The organism is Rhizobium rhizogenes NBRC 13257 (genome assembly GCF_000696095.1).
Taxonomy (GTDB): domain Bacteria; phylum Pseudomonadota; class Alphaproteobacteria; order Rhizobiales; family Rhizobiaceae; genus Rhizobium; species Rhizobium rhizogenes.
Genome location: NZ_BAYX01000007.1, coordinates 1 through 19,942, shown reverse-complemented (window position 1 = coordinate 19,942; position 19,942 = coordinate 1). Strand labels below are relative to the sequence as shown.

The 19,942-nt window shown below is 60.0% G+C and carries 19 protein-coding genes and 1 pseudogene; 8 read left to right on the top strand and 12 right to left on the bottom strand.

Features of this window, described 5'->3' with window-relative positions; all coding sequences use genetic code 11:
* Positions 1-88: 88 nt before the first annotated feature.
* Positions 89-1,516: a MocR-like pyridoxine biosynthesis transcription factor PdxR gene (gene pdxR, locus RRH01S_RS16405; RefSeq protein WP_037221139.1), complete on the top strand. Its 1,428-nt coding sequence runs from the start codon at positions 89-91 to the stop codon at positions 1,514-1,516.
* On the opposite strand, the gene RRH01S_RS16400 is transcribed toward pdxR, so the two are convergent.
* On the bottom strand, positions 1,506-2,369 hold the full coding sequence (locus tag RRH01S_RS16400) for a helix-turn-helix domain-containing protein (protein ID WP_042473156.1): 864 nt from the start codon (positions 2,367-2,369) through the stop codon (positions 1,506-1,508). The two genes, pdxR and RRH01S_RS16400, sit on opposite strands and share 11 nt — an antisense overlap.
* A 133-nt stretch (positions 2,370-2,502) precedes the next feature.
* On the opposite strand from RRH01S_RS16400, the gene RRH01S_RS16395 reads away from it, so the two are divergent.
* The gene (locus RRH01S_RS16395) at positions 2,503-3,438 is read left to right on the top strand and encodes a phytanoyl-CoA dioxygenase family protein (RefSeq protein WP_012652065.1); all 936 of its coding nucleotides are present in this window, start codon (positions 2,503-2,505) and stop codon (positions 3,436-3,438) included.
* Positions 3,439-3,517: 79 nt separating this feature from the next.
* On the opposite strand, the gene RRH01S_RS16390 is transcribed toward RRH01S_RS16395, so the two are convergent.
* The 6 genes from RRH01S_RS16390 to RRH01S_RS16365 all read right to left on the bottom strand — a co-directional run bounded on the left by RRH01S_RS16390 (position 3,518) and on the right by RRH01S_RS16365 (position 9,253).
* Positions 3,518-4,099 (bottom strand): histidine phosphatase family protein, encoded by a 582-nt coding sequence (locus RRH01S_RS16390; protein ID WP_042473154.1) that lies wholly within the window; start codon positions 4,097-4,099, stop codon positions 3,518-3,520.
* A gap of 163 nt (positions 4,100-4,262) precedes the next feature.
* Complete coding sequence (locus tag RRH01S_RS16385; RefSeq protein ID WP_034517791.1) at positions 4,263-4,469, bottom strand: hypothetical protein; 207 nt, start codon at positions 4,467-4,469, stop codon at positions 4,263-4,265.
* Positions 4,466-5,221 carry a COG4280 domain-containing protein gene (locus tag RRH01S_RS16380; protein WP_042473152.1) on the bottom strand — a complete coding sequence of 252 codons (756 nt, stop codon included), beginning with the start codon at positions 5,219-5,221 and terminating at the stop codon, positions 4,466-4,468. The genes RRH01S_RS16385 and RRH01S_RS16380 overlap by 4 nt, the downstream gene beginning before the upstream one ends.
* Before the next feature lie 42 nt (positions 5,222-5,263).
* A complete protein-coding gene (locus RRH01S_RS16375) occupies positions 5,264-6,169 on the bottom strand; it encodes a MurR/RpiR family transcriptional regulator (protein WP_042473149.1) in 906 nt (301 codons plus the stop codon).
* A 163-nt stretch (positions 6,170-6,332) separates the two neighbouring features.
* Positions 6,333-7,367, bottom strand: a complete 1,035-nt coding sequence (locus tag RRH01S_RS16370; RefSeq protein WP_034519275.1) for an LLM class flavin-dependent oxidoreductase — start codon at positions 7,365-7,367, stop codon at positions 6,333-6,335.
* 221 nt (positions 7,368-7,588) lie between these two features.
* Entirely contained in the window at positions 7,589-9,253 is a 1,665-nt protein-coding gene (locus tag RRH01S_RS16365) for a phosphoethanolamine transferase (RefSeq protein ID WP_491185347.1), read from the bottom strand.
* 244 nt (positions 9,254-9,497) lie between these two features.
* Here RRH01S_RS16365 and RRH01S_RS16360 point away from each other — a divergent pair, with 244 nt between their 5' ends.
* Positions 9,498-9,908: a response regulator gene (locus RRH01S_RS16360; RefSeq protein WP_037221131.1), complete on the top strand. Its 411-nt coding sequence runs from the start codon at positions 9,498-9,500 to the stop codon at positions 9,906-9,908.
* On the opposite strand, the gene RRH01S_RS16355 is transcribed toward RRH01S_RS16360, so the two are convergent.
* From RRH01S_RS16355 to RRH01S_RS16345, 3 genes are all read right to left on the bottom strand, one after another.
* The gene (locus tag RRH01S_RS16355) at positions 9,882-10,658 is read right to left on the bottom strand and encodes a phosphatase PAP2 family protein (RefSeq protein WP_042473144.1); all 777 of its coding nucleotides are present in this window, start codon (positions 10,656-10,658) and stop codon (positions 9,882-9,884) included. The genes RRH01S_RS16360 and RRH01S_RS16355 overlap by 27 nt on opposite strands.
* Before the next feature lie 226 nt (positions 10,659-10,884).
* Positions 10,885-11,262, bottom strand: a complete 378-nt coding sequence (locus RRH01S_RS16350; RefSeq protein WP_012652057.1) for a VOC family protein — start codon at positions 11,260-11,262, stop codon at positions 10,885-10,887.
* A gap of 203 nt (positions 11,263-11,465) precedes the next feature.
* Positions 11,466-12,866, bottom strand: coding sequence for an MFS transporter (locus RRH01S_RS16345; protein WP_012652056.1), 1,401 nt, complete (start codon positions 12,864-12,866; stop codon positions 11,466-11,468).
* A 120-nt stretch (positions 12,867-12,986) separates the two neighbouring features.
* On the opposite strand from RRH01S_RS16345, the gene RRH01S_RS16340 reads away from it, so the two are divergent.
* A complete protein-coding gene (locus RRH01S_RS16340; RefSeq protein ID WP_037221128.1) occupies positions 12,987-13,982 on the top strand; it encodes a LysR family transcriptional regulator in 996 nt (331 codons plus the stop codon).
* A 15-nt stretch (positions 13,983-13,997) separates the two neighbouring features.
* Here the strand turns inward: RRH01S_RS16340 and pyrE are convergent, their stop codons facing one another.
* Complete coding sequence (gene pyrE, locus RRH01S_RS16335) at positions 13,998-14,513, bottom strand: orotate phosphoribosyltransferase (RefSeq protein WP_042473141.1); 516 nt, start codon at positions 14,511-14,513, stop codon at positions 13,998-14,000.
* A 152-nt stretch (positions 14,514-14,665) separates the two neighbouring features.
* Here pyrE and RRH01S_RS16330 point away from each other — a divergent pair, with 152 nt between their 5' ends.
* Positions 14,666-15,178, top strand: coding sequence for a GNAT family N-acetyltransferase (locus tag RRH01S_RS16330; RefSeq protein ID WP_012652054.1), 513 nt, complete (start codon positions 14,666-14,668; stop codon positions 15,176-15,178).
* An 18-nt stretch (positions 15,179-15,196) separates the two neighbouring features.
* On the opposite strand, the pseudogene RRH01S_RS16325 reads toward RRH01S_RS16330, so the two are convergent.
* A pseudogene (locus RRH01S_RS16325) lies at positions 15,197-16,074 on the bottom strand (LysR family transcriptional regulator).
* Between the two features lie 213 nt (positions 16,075-16,287).
* Here RRH01S_RS16325 and ampC point away from each other — a divergent pair.
* The 3 genes from ampC to RRH01S_RS34180 all read left to right on the top strand — a co-directional run bounded on the left by ampC (position 16,288) and on the right by RRH01S_RS34180 (position 19,862).
* The gene (gene ampC / locus RRH01S_RS16320) at positions 16,288-17,469 is read left to right on the top strand and encodes a class C beta-lactamase (protein ID WP_042473139.1); all 1,182 of its coding nucleotides are present in this window, start codon (positions 16,288-16,290) and stop codon (positions 17,467-17,469) included.
* Between the two features lie 770 nt (positions 17,470-18,239).
* The gene (locus RRH01S_RS16315; RefSeq protein ID WP_012652051.1) at positions 18,240-19,028 is read left to right on the top strand and encodes a phytanoyl-CoA dioxygenase family protein; all 789 of its coding nucleotides are present in this window, start codon (positions 18,240-18,242) and stop codon (positions 19,026-19,028) included.
* 75 nt (positions 19,029-19,103) lie between these two features.
* Positions 19,104-19,862 carry a hypothetical protein gene (locus RRH01S_RS34180; protein ID WP_007689770.1) on the top strand — a complete coding sequence of 253 codons (759 nt, stop codon included), beginning with the start codon at positions 19,104-19,106 and terminating at the stop codon, positions 19,860-19,862.
* The last annotated feature ends 80 nt before the right edge of the window (positions 19,863-19,942 follow it).

Below are 19,942 nucleotides of genomic sequence, written 5' to 3'. Positions count from 1 at the left end.
CTCGTTGGTATCGCTTTGATCCTTGCCGCCAAAGAGGTATGTTATAAACAGCCAGTTTTTATATTCAAAGCAGACCAGTTGGGGACGTATGACATCAGTTGCGCAATGGCCGGCGCTCGCTCGAACCTCGGGCGATCTGGAAGGGCAGGTCTATCGCCTGATGCGTGACCGCATCCTTCAGGGGCAGATGTTGCCGGGACAAAAGCTGCCGTCGACAAGGACGCTGGCGATCTCGCTCGGTGTGGCGCGTTCCACTGCGGTCAATGCCTACGAGCGGCTGAAGGCCGAGGGCTATCTGCAGTCGACGACGGGGGCGGCGACCCGCGTTGCCGCATTCGCAACACCGCCTCTGCAAGGGCAGGCGGAGCCATCTCCGCTCAGCCCGCCGCCAACGCTCGAGGTTGCCACCGACGGCTTGTTCAAGTCCGGCGTGCCGGATACTGCCGCCTTTCCGCATGCCGCGTGGGCGCGGTATCTCGGCGCTCGCGGCCGTTCGCTCCGGGTGCATGACCTCGGCTACGGCGCCCATAGCGGCATTCGCGAGTTGCGCGAAGCGGTCCTCGAGCACATCTCCGTCACGCGCGGCGTAATCGCGCGCGCGGAGCAGCTTATTATCGTTCCCTCGACCGGAGCGGCCATCGATCTCCTGGCGCGCGTCCTGTTGAGATCCGATCGCCCGGATGGTGCTGTCGCCTGGATAGAAGAGCCGGGATATGCGACCGCACAGGCGCTGCTGCGGATGGCGGGCGCGAGCCTCGTGCCTGTGCCCTGCGATATCGAGGGCATCGATGTCACCAAAGCCGCCGGTCCGCCGCCGCGGCTGATCTATGTTACACCCTCGCATCAATATCCGACCGGCGCGACGATGAGCCTTTCGCGTCGTCTGGCCCTGCTCGAATTTGCCCGCGCCAACGGTTCGGTCGTGCTGGAAGATGATTACGACAGCGAATTCCAGTATGCCTCGCGTCCGATTGCCGCCCTGCAGGGCATCGACCGTGGCGAAGTCGTTGCCTATCTCGGCACCTTCTCGAAGACGCTTGCTCCCGGTCTGCGCGTTGCCTACGCGGTCGTGCCGTCCTGGCTCGTGCCGGAGGTGACAGCCGCACAGCTGTTGAGAGGAGCCGTCGTCCCCATTCATATTCAGGCAGCACTTGCCGATTTTATCCGTGACGGCCGTTTTCGCGCGCATCTGAGACAGATGAACGCGATCTATGCCGCGCGCATGGCAGCGAGTGTTTCAGCGCTACGCCGCCATTGCGGCGATTGGCTCGAGCTGGGCGAGGGCGCCGGCGGGCTGCAGCTGGCCACCTGGTTCAAGGATGCGGGTATCGACGATCTGGCGGCGACGCGAAGGATCAACGCGGAGGGATTCGCGCTCCGCGCCATGTCATCCCTGCACCTCGGTCCGCCACGGCCGGGCCTGTTGTTCGGCATTGCACGCATGCCGCCAGAAGCGGCGGATGCGGCGGCGGCAAGGATCGCCAGGCTGTTTCGCCGTTCGTCGGTCATCGCCTGACGAACAATGCCCTGTATTGCCGCGGCGTCATGCTCTTGAGGGTCTTGAACTGCCGGTTGAAGTTGGCGATGGAGTGATAGCCGACCGCATCGCTGATGTGGTGGATAGCCTGATTGGTGGAGGAGAGGCGGGCGCAGGCGTCGCCGATCCGCATGCGCGTCAGGTAGTCAGAAATGGCGGTGCCGGTGTGGCGACGGAACATGCGGTGCAGGCCAGAAACGCTGAGTGCGGCGATATCGGCCAACTCCTCCAGGCTGATGGCGCGCGCATAGTGGAGATGCATATGCGTCAGTACGCGGTCGATGCGTTCGCGGCTTTCCTTGATGTCTGGTGATCGACCCGGCGCGCTCGCAAGCGGTGTTGCCTGTCGATCCTCGGCAACTCTGGCAAGGATGTTCAAGAGGGACAACAGGCGCTCCACCGGCGGCTTGTCGAAGACGGCTTCGTATTCAAGCCGCACTGCTTGTGCGGTCTCCTTCGAGTAATGCAGGCCGCCATCGGCTCGCTCGAGCATCGCCTCGATCTGCCGAAACTCGACGGCGCCGCCGGTCATGCGCAACAGCCAATCACGATGGAACCAGAGGACAAGTGCGACATGCGGCTGATGCTCATTGATCTTGGCGCGTGAGGCCCATGTGTGCGGCAGGTTCGGCCCGACCAGCACGAGATCACCGTCGTCGTAATCGCTGCTGTGATCGCCGATGAAACGCTGGCCGATCGAGTTCAGCGTGAGGGTGAGCTCGAATTCGGGATGATGGTGCCACTGGAAGGGAATGGCGTCGTCGAGCCGTCGGTTGAGCATGCTCCACGAGGTCTCGGGCGAGCGCTGCAACACTTCAAGATAGGGTCTCATCGGGCGCCTATAGGAATAGGAAAGCCAGAATAGTATCAGAAATTGCCGGAGCAGGGCAACACGAGCAGCTTACGTCCCATTACAAATCGGTCGTCGTCTGAAACGACAGGCATCAATCCGATGGGAGGACCATATGCAACAGGCCTTGAAACGAGACGCTCATCCGACCGCTTCTTCGGTCACGACGCAACTGAAGGACATCAAGAAGACGCTGCCATTGCGGGTTCTTTCGCAGCAGGACTGGCAGCACTGGATCACCAAGGGCTATGTGATCGTGCGGCAGGCGGTCCCCGCCGCCAATGTCGAGCGGCTTGTGGAGGTGCTCTGGGCATTTGACGAGAAGGATCCGAACGATCCCTCGACCTGGTATGCGCCGCAACGCCGCGAGCACAAGATGAAGGAGCTCAACAACACCGGCATGCTGGAGATCTATAATCACCAGGCGCTCTGGGACAACCGCATGGAACGGCGCATCTATGACGTTTTTGTCGATATCTGGGACCGCGAAGATCTATGGGTGACGATCGACCGCGCCAATCTCAATGCGCCGAAGAAGGTCAGGGGCAATCCGAACGGCTTCATTCACTGGGATGTGGACACATCGCGCCGTCCGCTGCCGATCGGCGTGCAGGGCGTCCTCAGCCTGAAGAAGCAGGACGGCGATGTCGGCGGGTTTCAGTGCGTGCCGGAACTATTCGAGCGTTTCGAAGAATGGGAGAAGACGCAGCCTGCGGATCGAGACCCGATGCATCCCGACATGACGGGGCTTTCCGTCGTCAATATCGAGATGGAGCCGGGTGACCTGATGATCTTCAATTCGCTGCTGGCTCACGGTGTTCGCCCAAACCATGCGGAAAACCGCGTGCGTATGGCGCAGTATGTGTCGATGCACCCGGCCGAGTTCGACGATGTCGTCGAGAGGGAAGAGCGCATCCGCCTATGGCGCGAGCGCGATCATCCGAAGCGCGACTCGTTTCCGGGCGACCCGCGCGAATGGGAAAAGCATAATGCCGAGACAGCGGTTCTGACACCTTTGGGTGAAAAGCTGCTGGGGCTGACGGCCTGGTAAGGCGGGTACTGTTCGACGCTAAGCTTTGATCGAGCGGCCTTGTTGCCGCTCGATCATTATCTGTTGGCGATGCGATCCGTTAGATCTGATTCCAGCGGCGGATAACGGGTTCGGTTAAGTCGTGGTCGTAGCCGAGAATGCTGATGCTGGTGGTGTCGAGCACGAGACGTGCGCCGTTTTCCGGCGGCAGGCCAATCCAGCGCGGGGCAAAGACCCTCAGGAAATGGGCGCTGGAGAAGATCAGGACGTTGCCGTTGATCTCTCGGAGCTGGCCGATGATCCGGTCGGCCCGTGCACCGACATCGGCTGCCGTCTCTCCATTTGGGCATCCGTCGCGGAAAATCTCCCAGCCGGGGCGTTGAGCTTGAATGTCCTTGGTGGTGATGCCTTCATAGGCGCCGTAATCCCACTCTGCCAGATCGTCCTTGATGACAACGACGTCACCGAAGCCGGCCAGTGCGCAGGTGTTCCTGGCGCGCTGCGACGGGCTCGACCAGACGGCGGCGAAGTCGATGGCAGGCAGGCGGCCGGTAACCTTGCGGGCGGCATCTTCTCCGGCGGTGGTCAAGGGTATGTCGGTTCGTCCGGTATGCCGGCCCGACAGGCTCCATTCCGTCTGCCCATGCCGAACCAGATAGATTTCCGGATATGCACTGCTCATCTGAACGCCTCTCAATCGCGCTGAACCTTTCAGCTTCTTCGCACCTGCCAGACGATCTGTCGAGGGACAGGGCGGCCATCGCCTCGCTCAGGGATGGCGATCAGTTCGCAGGGAGTTCCTTGATTTCCCCTGTATACCAATGGTTTGCAGGGGAATGATGATCCTATCGTTTTACCGCACGCAGAACGCTGTGCACCAGAATGGCGAGGCATCCCACCAGAAGCAGGACTCCGCCGATAAGTGGCGGCAGTGCCAGAAGCTCGACGGCTCCGGCGACGGCGGCGACCAGGATCAGGCAGAGGGTCGCCAGGCTGCCATCATCGATGAACATGCCGATCAGCTCGGACAGGGCGGTGCGGACGACGCTCATTGGGCTGCCTTTGCGGTGGGTTTGCCGGTCGAGCCGCGCAGGCTGCGAACGATGATGAAGGATACCAGCGAAACGATCGCGAAGATGGCGATCAGCGCCAGATCTGCGCCCGGCCAGTCCGCGCCGATGCCTTCGCCGGTCCAGAAGATGCCGAAGCTGGTCAGCATCAGCCCGACGACGAATTTGAGCGTGTTTTCCGGCACGGTGGCGAGCGGGCGATGCACCAGCAGGCCGATCAGCATGACCAGGACGAAGGCGGCCAGTGCGCCAAGACCGGCATAGAGCGTCATGCCGTGGGCACCGCCGACGGCGATGACGATGAAGACCACCTCGACACCTTCCAGCAACACCGCTTTGAAGGATGCAAGCCCAGCGAGATAATCGGCGCGCCGGTCGTCGGATTGCTGCCGCAGGGCTGCTGCTTCCTTGGTGAAGGCGGCGGCCTCGTCATGCAGGGCGATGACGCCGAGCGAGCGAAGGATGGCCTTGCGCAGCCAGCGCATGCCGAACAGGATCAGGAGAACGCCGATGACGAATTGCATCGTATGGATCGGAATCAGCGCCAGCAGCGGCCCGAAGACGAGGACGAGGGCGGCCAGCAGGGCGAGCGCGAGCGCCGCACCGATTAGCGCCGGGCGCCAACTGCGCGTGACACCGACCGCGAGGACGATGGTGAAGGCTTCCACGACTTCGACGAACGAGCCGAGGAAGGAAGCCGTCAGGGTGGAGAGGATGGGGGTGAGACTATTCATGCAATGAATCCTGAGTGGCGGATAGGGGTCTGATTCCGCATGCTATTTCTTTCTCTTCGTGCCGCGTTTGCTCCAGGCCTTGTCGATGGAGCCGCGCAGGGTGCTCAGATGATCAAGGCTGTCGAAGGCGGCTTGTCGGCGATGCGCGGCGAGCCCGACGATCGTCGCTTCGATCAGCACCATGGTGCCGGCATGCATGGCGAGATGATCGGCCTTGCCGCGTGGGACGGGAAGGATTTCCGCCACCTTGTCGGCGACCAGTGGGCCGAGATTGTCGCTGATGAGGATCACCGGCACGCCATGCCGACTGGCCTGTTCGAGCACGACCTCGACTTCGCGATAGAGCGGGCCGTAGGCCATCATCAAAACGGCGTCGCCCCTGCCGAGCCAGAGAAGGCGGTCGGCGAGAGCGATGCCTGATGCGGAGAGCGGGTAGGTGGGCAGGCCGATGCGGTTGAATTGCAGGCTGGCATAGTCCGCCATTGCGCCGGAGGGGCCGATGCCGAAGACATGGCGCCGGTTTGCCGCCGCCAGAATATCGATGGCGCGCGTAAAGCTTGCGGCAGTCTCTGGCCGCTTCAGAACGTCCAGCGCGGTTTCGTGAATGCCGATGACATGGTGCAGGATGCCGGCAGCGTCGCCGTCGGTTTCGGCAAGTGTCCGCTCCAGCCGATTGCCGGGCGTCGAGGTTCCTGTCAGTTCCGAAAGCAGCGCCGCGCGAAGCGCCGAGAGGCTCTCGAAGCCGAGCGCGCGGGCGGTTCGCACCACCGTCGCATCGCTGGCGCCGGCAAGCTCGGCAATCTGGGCGGCGGAGTTCAGCAGCACAGCCTGCTTCTGATCGATGAAGAAGCGGGCCATGCGCTGTTCGGCAGGCGCCAGGCCCTCGATCGCGGCGAAAATCCGGGCGTCGAAATTAGGCTGCGGTTGCGATCGTGCATCCGTTGTCATGCTGATGCTTCCATCTATCGTCGTGTAGTAAATGCTACCGATAGAGATGAATGTAGTATTCGTTACCAAGTATGGCAACAGGATTCCAGCGGCCGCGTCGAGCTGTCGCGGCCGCAATCATCCCCTTCGGCCGATCAGGCACGGCAGTTGAGGTTGGAGAGTGTTACGCCAATCCCGCTCGCACGGCAGGGATGACTTCCCGGCCGTAAAGCGCGATGCAGTGCATCAGCTTCTGGTGGCTGAGTGTGCCGGTGCTGTATTTCAACTGGAAGCGGTTGATGCCGAGCGTCTTGATCACCGGCGTCAGCTTGGCGGCGACCGTTTCGGGCGAGCCGACATAGAGTGAGCCGTGTTCGATCTCGTTCTCGAATTCGTTGCGCGTCACCGGCGGCCAGCCGCGCTCGCGGCCGATGCGGTCGCGCATCACCTTGTAGCAGGGCCAGAGTTCTTCGCGGGCCTGGTCGTCGGTATCGGCAATGTAACCGGGAGAATGGATGCCGATCGGCTGGGCCGTGCCGCCCAGTTGCGCGAATGCCTTGTGATAGAGATCGATATAAGGCTGGAAACGGTAGGGGCTGCCGCCAATGATCGCCAGCATCAGCGGCAGATTATATTGTGCGGCGCGCACGACCGAAGCTGGGCTGCCGCCGACGCCGATCCAGGTCTTCAGGTGACCCTTCTCGATCGTCGGGAAGACCTTTTGCTTGTCGAGCGGTGGGCGGATGCTGCCTTTCCAGGTCACCGGTTCGTTGGTGAGCAATGCGGCGAAAAGATCGAGTTTTTCTTCGAACAGCTTTTCATATTGCGACAGCTCGAAGCCGAACAGTGGGAAGGATTCGGTGAAGGACCCACGGCCGAGGATCACCTCGGCGCGTCCGTTGGATGCCGCGTCCAGGCTCGAAAAGCGCTGAAAGACACGAATAGGATCGTCGGAGCTCAGAACCGTGACCGCCGATCCGAGGTGGATATGCGACGTGCGCCCGGCGATGGCGGCGAGAACAGTCTCGGGCGAGGAGACCGCGAAATCCTCGCGGTGATGCTCGCCGATACCGAAGAAATCGATCCCGAGCTGGTCCGCGAGCACGCCTTCCTCGATGACGTTGCGGATGACCTGCGCATGAGAGTCCGGCTTCCCGCTCTCGTCATGGGTTACGTCGCCGAATGTATCGAGCCCGAATTCGACCGTGTTTGCCGTCATGATTGTGTCCATTGCCTATCGCCATGATGTTCGGGAGGCATTTACTCGCGTTCCCAATTGCGAAACACCCGCAAAGTTTCGAGGGTTCCGTTCGAGGAATTCGATATGACGACAGCAGTAGTGAGGACAAGAAACGTCGCAGACGTGTCCTGCGGGGGTGACGGAGGGAATCGCGATATCGGATTGGCGATACCGCGATTGAAGTCACAAGCCCACAGGCATTAATTCAATTGAGCCAGCTTGTTTGCCGGATGGCGGCAGGCGGCGAAGACGTCGAGGCTGGGATCGTAGACCTTCGTTGCTATGTCCATCATGCCAAGAACGCTATGGAAGATGTTGTCGTGCGAGTGGGTGCCTTCGGTCGCCTGCTTGGCAACGCAACTCATGTCATAGCCGCCGATCTTTGCCAGATCGTCGGCCATCCAGACCAGGAAGGGCACATGGATCTGCTCCGGCGGCGCGATAATATACGGCGTGCCATGCAGATAGATGCCGTTCTCGCCAAGCGACTCGCCGTGATCCGAGAAATACATCACCGCGCCGGATACCGTGGCCGAGCGCTGCTTCAGCTTGTCGATGACCGCCGAGACGATGTGATCGGTGTAGAGGATCGTATTGTCGTACGCATTGTTGATCTGTTCCTGCGAGCACTTGCCGAAGTCATTGGCCCGGCAGTCCGGCGTGAAGCGGCGAAACTCTTCGGGGTAGCGCTGGTAGTAGGCCGGACCGTGGCTGCCGAGCTGGTGCAGCACGAGGACGCTATCTCCCTTGATGTGGTCCAGCCAGTTGTCGATCTTGTCGACCAGGATCGCATCATGACATTCGCCGTCCTTGCAGAAGCGGGGATCGGCTGAGGGCGGCAGATAGGTATAGGGAACGCGATCTGTCACATTGTAGCTGCCGGTGTCGTTGTCCAGCCAGGTCACGTCGACCTTGGCATGCGTCAGCACGTCGAGCAGGTTCTCCGTTTCCAGACCCTTGCGATGGCTATATTGCGCCCGCGGGTAGACGGAAAACAGGCAGGGGATCGATGTCGCCGTTGCCGTTCCGCAGCTCGTGGTGTTGGGGAAATAGACGATATTCTGCTTCGCGAGCTCAGGATTGGTCATCTTGCCATAGCCGCCGAGCGAGAAATTCTGGGCGCGCGCCGTTTCGCCGGCGACGATGATCGTCACGCGCGGCTTGCCGTTGTCGACGGCTCCAACCCTGCGGGCATCTGTGCCCAGGGGCTGTGCAACGACGTTTGCATTCCTGGTGGAATCGACGATGTAGCGTACGACACTGGTAATCGGCACCACCGGATTGAGCGTATCCATCATGTCGCGATGCGCCCGGCCGACGCCGGCATAGGTTTTGTAGAAGCTGATGCCGGCGACCATGAAGATCGCGACGCAGGAGAGAATGACTGCGGTGTTGTAGGCAAGCTTCTTGAGAATGGGGCGATGGACGATGCGTACGGACGCGATCACCAGCGACGGAAGAACACCGGTCAGCAGCACATGCGTCACAAAACGCGTGGTGATCAGGTGGCCCGCCTCGGCGCCCGTCGATACCGCCGCGTTGCGGATCATTTCCTTGTCGATGATCACGCCGAACTGGTCGTTGAACCACGAGGACACCGAAGCCACGAGAACGAAGAAAATCAGGATCGGCTTGGTGATGTATTTGGCGGAGAAAAACGTGAAGAGCGCCATGATGACGGCCGAGATGCCGACGACGAAGCCGGCGAAGGCGGCGGGCTCTTCAATGAAATAGCCATAAGCCTTGGTCCAGAACATCCGGTTCGTCACAAGAAGGATATAAAGGGTGGCTATAAGACAAAGAGTGACGCTGCCGATGGCTGGTCGGACGCTGCGTCCGCCAGACTGAGTGTTTTTATTGTTCAACGGTTTTCTCCAGGGCATTCCCCTGAACAGAGCGGGAATGCCGTACAACTTAACGCGCGGGACGCGGCTCAGACTGTTTGAGCGCGAGACCATGCCCGCCGTTCCTGACATTTACCTGAATAGCGTCCACCTGTGCCTTGGTCGATTGCGCTTATCCGCGCTTTTTGTCGCACGGTTAAGTGGAGTTCAGGTCGCCGTCAGCAATCCCGATCATAGCTTCCTTTCTTGAATCAAGGAAGCAGCCGTGCGGGTTTTACTGGTCGAGGACAATGCCATCATCGGTAACGCCGTGCAGGATCATCTGCTGGCGGAGGGGTTTGCGGTCGACTGGTCGATGGACCTTGGAGCGGCGAAGATGGCGGTTGCCGGAGGCCATTATGACCTGGTTCTTCTTGATTTGCGTCTGCCGGACGGAAGTGGTCTGGACCTGCTGAAATCCATGGAGGCGCAGGTGGGGACGACGCCGGTCATCATCCTTTCCGCCTATGACCAGATTTCCGATCAGATGACCGGATTGAGCATCGGTGCGGTCGATTATCTCATAAAGCCGTTCGGGCTTGCCGAACTGACGGCTCGAATCCGCAAGGCGGTCATGCCTGCGGCTGCTGGGAGATCGAGGAACGACCGGTCACGCCTTCTGCCCAGGGTGGGCTGAAGAGGTGCCGAGGAGCTCGAGAATCGCCAGCATGCCGGCGAAGATCACCAGCGACGAAAGCCAGCCGAGGACCACGTCGGACAGGTAATGGGCGCCGGTAAGGACGCGCATGGTCGGCATCAGGATCGATATAGCTGCCAGCGGCACGCCGAGCGGAATGCGCCAGCGCGGCGGCAGCAGCAAGATAAGACAGAGAAGCCAGCCGGCCGATGATGCCTCTCCGGAGATGAAGGAACAGTTCCTGAGGCATTTACCGGCGAACGAGCCCGCCTGGACGAAATCCAGCGCCCCGCCGAAGAGATCGGTGCCACGAGGGCGCGGCCGGCCGGAGAAGCCTTTCAGGATAAGGTTGACGAGGAGGCCGCAGCCAAGGGCCAGCGACAGCAGCGCGGCTATGTACCGGTCGATTTTCGGCGTGCGCCAAAGCGGCCCGAGCCGCCTCCAGGACAGAATCGGAAGCGCGAGCAATATGATGATTGCGATATAGGGCAGGACGAGCGTGATGGCGCGCAGGAAGGCGAAGAGCGAGCTCCTGTCGTAAGCGAATATGCCACAAACCTTGCCGATCGGATCACTCGAAGGGCAGGGCGCATTGGTAAAGACGCTGCGGGCAACAGAAAGATCGATCTCAGGAAATCTATTGAAAACAAGCAGCAGCAGCCACCAGAAGGCAAACAACGTCAGAAACGATGCAAGGGGTCTGCTGAGTGACGTCGCGCGTTTCGGGTACGCAACATAGTCATCATACATCAGGAAACGCCGCCTCCGTCATCGAATGCAAAAGTGAGACGGAATTTCACTGGCGTCTTGCGCAACGGCACTGATAATCCCCATCGACCGTGCATTTACGGCAGAAGCCTGACAGTAGCCTGAAACATCAAATGGTTAGCAAAAATGGTGTGCGGAGATGCCGCCATGAGCAGCGTTCCGTGGAGGCAGGTTACACGATGAGATGTTGCCGATCAGGCGATCATCGTCACAAGCCCGTCTGAAAATAGGCTTCGAGACGGTAGCCGTCGGGGTCGATGACGAAGGCGGCATAGTAGAACTGGCTGTAGTCCGGCCGGATACCCGGCTTGCCATTGTCCTCGCCGCCTTGGGCGATGCCGGCGGCGTAGAAGGCATCGACTGCTTCCCGGCTCGGTGCCACGAAGCAGAAATGCAGGCCGGAGCCGCGATCTGCCGGAACGGGACGTTCCACCTGGCTGACCCAGAATTGCGCCCGCTCTGCGCCATAGCCGACAGTGCCGTCGAAATTCGTCAGCCGCTCGTAGCCGAGGGGTTCTAGCGCTGCATCGTAGAATTGCCGGGATCTTTCCAGGCTTTTGACGCCAATCGAGACATGATCGAACATGGATGCAGACTCCTCTTGCCCACTGTAGCGGCTTCGTGCGTCCCAAGGCGAAGGGCCTGCCATCCCTTCTAAAACCAGGGGCTCCAGCGTTGGCACACCATCTTGCAACGACCGTTCGGAGTCAATGAAGTGCGCGGGGAAGAGCGCTGACACAATGATGCGGAGTACCCGCGCCGGATTGGCGCGGGTATGAAAGTCGTTGGCTATTCGGCTGCCTGGTAGGCATCCGGACGCGATGTTGCCGTTTTTGGCCCGACAGCGGCCAGCAACGTTATGGCGGCGGCCAGGATCGTCACGAAACCGATGCCGGCGATATAGGGGTTCCAGCCGTAACTGGGTGCTGCGCTGAAGACGGCCGAGGCTGCCGCCAGGATGATGCCGCCGCCAATCTGGAAGGAGGCAAAGAGCATGCCCGAAGCCAGGCCGGCCTTATCCTCTTCGATATCGGACAGGGCTGCGACCTGAATGGACGGATAGGTCATGGCATAGCCGATACCAAGCAGCAGCTGCGAGATGGCGACCAGCAGGATCGTATCGATATGGCCGGCCGACAGCGCCCAGAAGAGATAGCTGATGGCCTGCAGTCCGACGCCCAACGTCATGAGCAGGGTCGTGCCGCGAGCCTGCCCGATAGTGGCGAAGCGCGGTGCGAGGAACATGACGCAGACGCCGCCAATGGCGAAAGCGAATCCAGTGGCGAAGGCCGACCAGCCGACGACTGTCTGATAGTAGAGCGTCGCGATGAACTGGAAGCCGACATAGGCTCCCTGGAACAGCGCGGCGATGGCATTGGCATGGCTGAGCTTGGCTCGCCGGAACATGGCAAGCGGCACCATAGGATCGCTATGCCGTGCTTCGACCAGCAGGAAGAGCAGGATCAGCACCAGAGCCGCAACCAGGGATCCCCATGTGGCAAATGCCTGCCAGCCATCGGCCGCGGCGTTGGTGACGCCGAAAACGAAGAGCAGTAGTCCGGGGGTGATGGTGATTGCGCCTGCCCAGTCGAAGCGGGCGCGTGGGCCGCTTCGCATGTGATCGGCGGGCAGGACGAAGGGTGCGACGATCAGGGCGAGGATGGCGACGGGTGCACCCATGACGATGGTTGCCCGCCAGCTGATGATGGTCGCAGCCCCACCCAGCACCATGCCGAGTACGAAGCCGGCGGCGCCGGTTGACGAGAATACGCCGAGCGCCTTGGCGCGGGCGTTGCCCTCTCCAAAGACGGAGAGCAGTAGTGCGAGGGCCGCCGGCGCGGTGAAGGCGGCGGCGATGCCCTTGATCAGTCGCGCGGCGATCAGGGTCGGTGCGCTGTCGACGAAGCCGCCGGCAATGCTGGCGGCGGCAAAGACGGCAAGCGACCAGAGGAAGACGCGGCGGTGGCCGAAGAGATCGGCGACACGGCCGCCGAGCAGCAGGAAGCCGCCATAGCCGAGCACATAGGCACTGACGGCCCATTGCAGCGATGTCGCCTGCATGCCGAGCTCTTTCTGGATTGCGGGTAGGGCCACCCCAATGGTGGAGACGTCCATGGCGTCCAGGAAGTTGGCGGCGCATAGCAGCAGCAGCGCAAATCCGGCCCCGCTTCGGGTTTGGGAAGAAGTCATCGGGATCGTTCCTTTCTATGCTGCCGCCTCTTGGGAGGTTGCAAACGGCAGGGAACGAGAAAATGTACACGTTCAAACCCTATTGCAAATTGATAGTAACCATGTCAGGTATTACTGGCGATGATGAATGATGCTGCACTTCGAAAAATCGATCTTAATCTGCTGCTCGCCTTTTCCGTGCTGATGCAGGAACGGAATGTCAGCCGTGCCGCCGAACGCCTGTTGCTTGGCCAGCCGGGCCTGTCGGCCGCGCTACGGCGGTTGCGCGAGACGCTCGACGACGAATTGTTCGTGCGGGTCGGGCGCGGTTTGCAGCCGACGGCGCGGGCGCTGTCCATTGCGCCTGCCATCGAGGACGCGCTTTCGGGCATCGAGCGTGCCATCCGGCCGCCGGCGGCTTTCGACCCTTCAAGCTGGCAAGGCGAGTTTCGCGTCGGCATGTGCGACAATCTCGAATCGGATTTTTTCGGCCCGTTGGCGGCGCGGTTGCGTGGCCTTGCGCCGAACGCCCGACTGACCGGTGTGGCTTTCGACAAACGCGAAGCTGGGCGCCTGCTCGATGAAGGGGCCTATGACTTCAGCATCTCGGTGCATGACGAACCGGCATCCTGGCACATTCGCGCGCCACTGTTCAATCAGGCGTCGGCTTGTATCTACGATCCGCGGCACATCCGGTTGGACGCGCCGCTTGGGCTTGAGGATTTTGCCAAGGCGGACCACATTACCGTCTCCCTGGAAGGCAACACGCTGACCAATGTCGATCTCGCTCTTGCCCGTGTCGGATACCATCGTCAGGTCGTCGCGACCGTGCCGCGTTATTCCGCCTTGCCGATGGCGCTCCGGGCCATGCCGGCTATTGCGACAATCCCGGAATCGATCGCCCGCTGCATGGCGCAATTGCATAATCTGACGGTTTCGCAGCCGCCTCTCGACCTGCCGGCCGATCCGGTGACGATGCTCTATCGTCGGGTCGACCAGGCCGATAGCAGGGCCGTATGGTTCCGCCGGCTCTTCGTGGAGGTGGTGGCGGATGCGCTTCAGGCATCCGGATGCCGCGTGGGTGTTTCCAACGCCGCCTGCTGCTACGAACAGGCGCCCTTGGCCGTAGCCGTATAAAGCTCGAGTGCGGTCCTACCGCAATTCCGATGCCAGCAGCGCCGGAAAGACCGAGAGGTCGGGCAGTCCGGGGAGAGAGGGTTCACCTTTCCCCCGCCAGATGGCACAGACGACTGCGAGGATATCGGCACCTTCGGCATTGACCAGCTTAGCCGCGTCGACGACAGCGCCGCCCGTGGTGATCACGTCTTCTATGAACGTGACCTTCTTGCCCTTGATATCCAGGCCCTCGACCGCCTTGCATGTGCCGTAGCTCTTTGCTTCCTTGCGAATGAATGCGGCTGGCAGGCCGCTTTCCAGCGACATTGCTGTGGCAATCGGGACGCCGCCGAGTTCCAGTCCGGCCAGAACCTGCGTGTCGCTCGGCAGAAGCTGCAACATGCGTCGCGCTATGCGGCGCAGAAGAGCTGGGTCGGATTCGAATCGATACTTGTCGAAATATTCGTTTGAGACCTGACCGGATCGCAGCGTGAAAGTCCCATGGATCCGCGCAATCGCATTGATATCAGTGCCCAGCAAGTCGTCGTTCATAACCATCTCCCAATCCTTGTTTCCGTTCGATTTACATAATCCATGGAAGACCGCAAAGTGCCCATGGCGATCACAATGGATCGTGGGCGTTTTTCTTTGCCTCTGATTGCGGCAACTGTGCTCGTTCCGGGAGAGGGTTGTTAGGATGATCGATGACTGAGCGGGTTTGGCATACAAAGCGGCTGCTTCTACGGGTGCCGGTGGAGGCGGACGTCGATTTCGTCACCGCGCTTTTTTCACGGCAGGAGCTCGTCGCGCATCGGCCTGACCCGACGCCGGATACGCGAGAGGAGAGTGCCCGGCGCCTTGCGCGCGATATGGATCATTGGCGCAGCCACGGATTTGGCCGCTGGGCCGTCGAAGCGGATAGCGGGCTGATCGGGTTCGGGGGCGTGACCACATCGAAGGAGTTCGAGGGGCTGAACCTGTCCTATCATCTGCATCCGGATAACTGGGGTAAGGGCTATGCGACCGAGCTGGTGCGGCAGGTCTTGGACTTTGCGTTCAATGACTTGCATGCCGCGCGGGTCATCGGCCTCGTCCGTCCGATCAATGTCGCCTCGCGCAATGTGCTGGAGAAATGCGGTTTCACCCTGGAGCGCGAGGTCATGCTGCATGGTGCGCCGACCAATCTCTTTGCGCTCGCCGCGCCAAGGATAAGCTGAGCGAGGGTCTTCAGCCTGCTATGGCTGATCTTCCATTTCCGCCATCAACCATTGCCGGAATGTCTTCATCGAAGCGGTTTCCGCGCGGGATTTCAGCCGGGTCAGCCAATAGCTGCCGGTCAGCACGGTGATTGGAAACGGCTGAATGATCCGGCCGGCTTCGATCTCCTCCGAGAACATGGCGACAGGGACGAGTGCCGCGCCCACGCCGCGCGCCGCAGCCTCCACCAGCGTCAGCGACGAATCGAACATCCAGCCGCGGAGATTGGGTGGCGCTGCCCCCGCCGCCCTGAACCAGAGCGGCCATTCATCGATCCGGTATGACCGCAGCAGGTCAAGATTAGCCAGGTCTGCCGGTGTGTGAAGCCCTTCGCTTAATGCCGGCGTGCACACCGGAGAAAGGGGTGCATCCATCAGATGGATCGCTTCCGTGCCATGCCAGGCGCCATCGCCGAACCGGAGGAAGAAATCGAGGCCGTCCAATACCATGTCGGCGCGGTTGTTGTTGGTCTTGAGACGCAGGTCGACATGGGGATGCTGTGTCTTGAAGGAGGTGAGGCGCGGCAGGAGCCAGCCGATCGCGAAGGTGCCAACCACGCCGACGGTCAGTATCTCGTCGAAATTGCCTTCCTCGAGCTGGCTGAGCGTCGCACTCATGCGCCGAAACGCATCAGTCAGCACCGGCAGCAGCGCATGTCCTTCATCGGTCAGCGCCAGGCCCCGCGCGGGAGGCGCTTGAACAGGGTGATGCCCAGGACCTCTTCAAGCGCCTTGACCTGATGGCTGATGGCCGTTTGCGTGACCCGAAGTTCCATGCCGGCCCGCGTGAAGCTGCCATGCCGCGCCGAGGCTTCGAAGACGCGCAGGGCGTTCAGTGGTAGCTGCGAGATATCCATGGTTCCTCAATGCCCAAGTTTTTCTCATGTCTAAGCCCAGAATTGATCGTTTGTCGAGGGCATGGCGCGGCTGCATAGTCCGCTTCGAGAAGTGCAGGCGGCCCTTAAGACATCAACGGGATCAATCACCGTCTGCTTCCCCCCTTTGACAACCGCTCGCCGTCATTCAATGCGGATGCGGTTGACCATTCACATGAGGACATTGTTTTCGTTATGAGAAATCTCTTTCTTCCAACATTTGGAATGATCGCCGTCGCCTCTCTTTTCCATGGGAGCAGTGCCTGCGCTGCTGATGGCGGCGAGCAAGCCCGACTTGAGCGGGCCGTCAACGAGGCCATCCGGCCCGTCATGAAGGAAAACGACATTCCGGGCATGGCTGTTGCGGTCACTGTCAACGGCAAGCGCTATGTCTTCAACTATGGCGTCGCCTCCAGGGAAAACGGGCAGAAGGTCACCGAGGATACGATCTTCGAGCTCGGCTCGATCAGCAAGACCTTCACCGCGACGCTTGCATCTTATGCACAGTTGCGCGGCACGCTGTCCTTCTCCGACAAGGCGAGCAAGTATTTGCCGGCTCTGGCCGGCAGCAGCTTCGACACTATCAACCTTCTCGATCTCGGCACCTATACGGCGGGCGGCCTGCCGTTGCAGTTTCCTGATGATGTGACCGGTCAGGACAAGATGATCGCCTATTACAAGAACTGGCGTCCGGACCATGCCCCCGGCACCCGTCGGCTCTATTCCAACCCGAGCATCGGCCTGTTCGGCTATCTCGCCGCCGCAAGCATGGGCGAGCCTTTCGACGCTCTGATGGAACAGAAGATTTTCCCGGGGCTTGGCCTGACCCATACCTATATCCGCGTGCCCCAGGATCAGATGGGCAACTACGCCTATGGCTATTCGAAGAGTAACAAACCCATCCGCGTGGGGCCGGGCGCCTTGGACTCGGAAGCCTACGGTGTGAAGACGACCGCGGCCGACATGATCCACTTCCTTGAAGCGAACATGGACAGTTCGAAGCTGGATGAAACGCTGCAAAGCGCGATCGCCACGACGCATACCGGATATTACAGGATCGGCGACATGACGCAGGGGCTGGGTTGGGAAATGTATGCCTATCCCACTAGCCTTGAGCGGTTGCAGGCGGGAAATTCCAACGAGATGTCCCGCAACCCCAACAAGGCGAATAAGCTCGTGCCTCCTCAGCCGCCGCGCAGGGACGTGCTGATCAACAAGACCGGCTCCACCAACGGTTTCGGCGCCTATGTCGCCTTCGCTCCCGCCAAGGGGATCGGCATCGTGATGCTGGCAAATAGGAACTATCCGATCCCCGCACGCATCAAGGCGGCATACCGGATCTTGACGGCGCTGGACAAGGAGTCGGGCATGCGCTGAGACCACTCTCGGCTGGTAATGTCATCTGTGTTTCGCCCGGCCAGGTTCCATGCTCGGCCGGGCAAAAGCGAGCCGGCTCAGCGAGAGATGTCGCGAGCCGGCCGCTGTCAGTCTACGGGAGTTTTGCTATCGTCTGCGAGAAGCCGCTACGGGCGCGTTCGCCTGGGCGGCGTCCACGCTGTTGAAGAGCTCTTGAATGAGCTGGGTTATACGCTCCGGGGATGTGCCCTTGGCACGTTCTTCCTCGATCCGGCGTCTCACCAACATTTCCAAGTCTGACATGTCTATCACCTCGTTTATCCGGCGCGAGGGAAATGTCGCTCTCAATGAGCCGAGAGACAAGTTACAGTTTTTTCATGATTTTTAGCTGTTGCGCACAATGTCGTGATCGCTGGAGAAATTTGCCCGGCTAACTTTCTGGTTCAGCGCCTTGTCTATCCTGTGAGCCACCGCTCGTTTTCAGGCCGGCGGGCGAATTCGATTTTGAAGTGACGAGGCTACGGTCGATGTCGCGCTGAGCTATCTCCGAGAGCATTTCTGTCTATGTTTCTGGCGATAGTCGTTATTCGCCTCATGCGGGCAGAGATATAGAAGATTATGTGCTGGTGGCGTGAAAATTGTAAATTATATCTCGTTGTTGCTGCTATGAAATTCCTTAATAAGTCGAAATATTTCAAATAAGTTCGTGTTATTAAAGAAAAAAACGTCCTTGACGATGATTTGAACTTAACTTTTAATTGAATTTATTACGGATGATGGGAGGGGATATTATGACTTCCGAAATCGTCGCTTCAGCGGGCGCTCTTGAGCCACCTGATTCCTGTGAGCCGATTGACCCTCACCAGCCTTACGATTGCCGGGAACTGTCGGAGGCGGAGATTTCGTCGCTGGTTCAGGAGATCGATCGGGATGGATATGCTGTTCTTCCCCGATATATCTCGCCCGCTGAGCTGGTGGACTTGCGCCAATTCGTGCGGGATACGGTGGCGGCGGCGGGCAATCGCTACACCATGCTGCGCGGTCCGGACCCCGTCGCTGAAACAGCGCTCGGGAAGCTGGCGTCGTCGCCGGCGCTCCGGCACATTTGCATGCGCGCCTATGAGATCGCGACGTCGAGACCCGCGCCCGACCAGCCCTATTATCAAATCCTGCGATGCCTGACCGGCAGCACGGGCCGCAAGCATTCGATGGTGTTTCACTTCGATTCCTATGTTCTGACCGTGCTGCTGCCCATCGAGGTGCCCACCGGAAAGGACAATGGTGAACTCATCGTCCTGCCGAATTTCCGGCGCGTCAGGCGCTGGTATGCCAGCAATCTGATCGACAAGATCCTGCTCGACAACCCGCTCACCCAATGGGCCCTCCGAAGCATGGCAAAATCGATCCCGGATCGATTCCTTCGCATCTCCATGGTCCCGGGAAATCTCTACTTCTTCTGGGGCTATCGCTCGATCCACACAAACGCACCCTGCGACCCCGAGAAGATCAGGGCGACGGCGCTGTTTCACTATGCGGATCCGCATAGGGGGAGTGGATTGAGGGCGTGGCTGGGGCGGTAGGGTGGTGGCTGCCGAGCGATCGAGCAGCGTGTGATTGCAAATATTACTATCGTTTAATGGGCGAGTGGGGCAGCTATGAAAACGAGACTTTGTGTAATTTTATTTCCAATACTTGTTTCCGGTTGTGCTGATGTTGCTAGCTTGCAGGGGGCAAAAAGATATCAGAGTAGCGTCGAATCAGCGTCGTATGATCAAATAAAGATGCAGCTTTCGAAAGCGATTGACGACCCCTACACGGTTCCAGCTTTCGCGAATATCTCAGGTGCCAGCCTCAAATATGACAGCTCTTTAAGCGCCTCTCCAAAACGGACGTTTGCGCCTGCCGGGGTCACCAGCGAGGTTGCACTGAGTGTCGGGGCTTTTTCCAGTTCATCAACTCTTACGGTCACACCAGTCAATAGTGCTAAAGCCGTTCAGGTCATGCGTGATCTCTATGCTAACGCCGTAAATGGCGATCCAATTCGGCTTGAAGATTTAGCGGCGTTGACGACAAAGCCGCCTCATCATGGCTGGTTATATCACAGCCGCAGTTCGACCCCACCAGCCGCGTGTTCGGCAGGTGGACTGCAGTGTGTAACGTTAGGTCAATACGGGAAATATTGGCTATTTTCCCAAGGAGGAAAGGCATACAGCGATTTCGCGCTTGCCGTGCTGCAGGCAATGACACTTACGGAATCACAATCGGTATCCGCGTCATCTCCATCCGGAAAAAAGAATGCCGGCACGAAACCGACGTCGTCTGCCTCGCGGCCGTCCAATGTTCAGAAGCGAATCCAAAGCGACGGCCTCATAACGCCGATGTATGTGCCGCCAATTATCTTGCAGCAGCAATAATTGGGGAACGCCGATTTATCCCCTCTGAGACCCAAAATCGTGGGCGGGACAAATCTTACGGCGCAATTGGATGAATGATG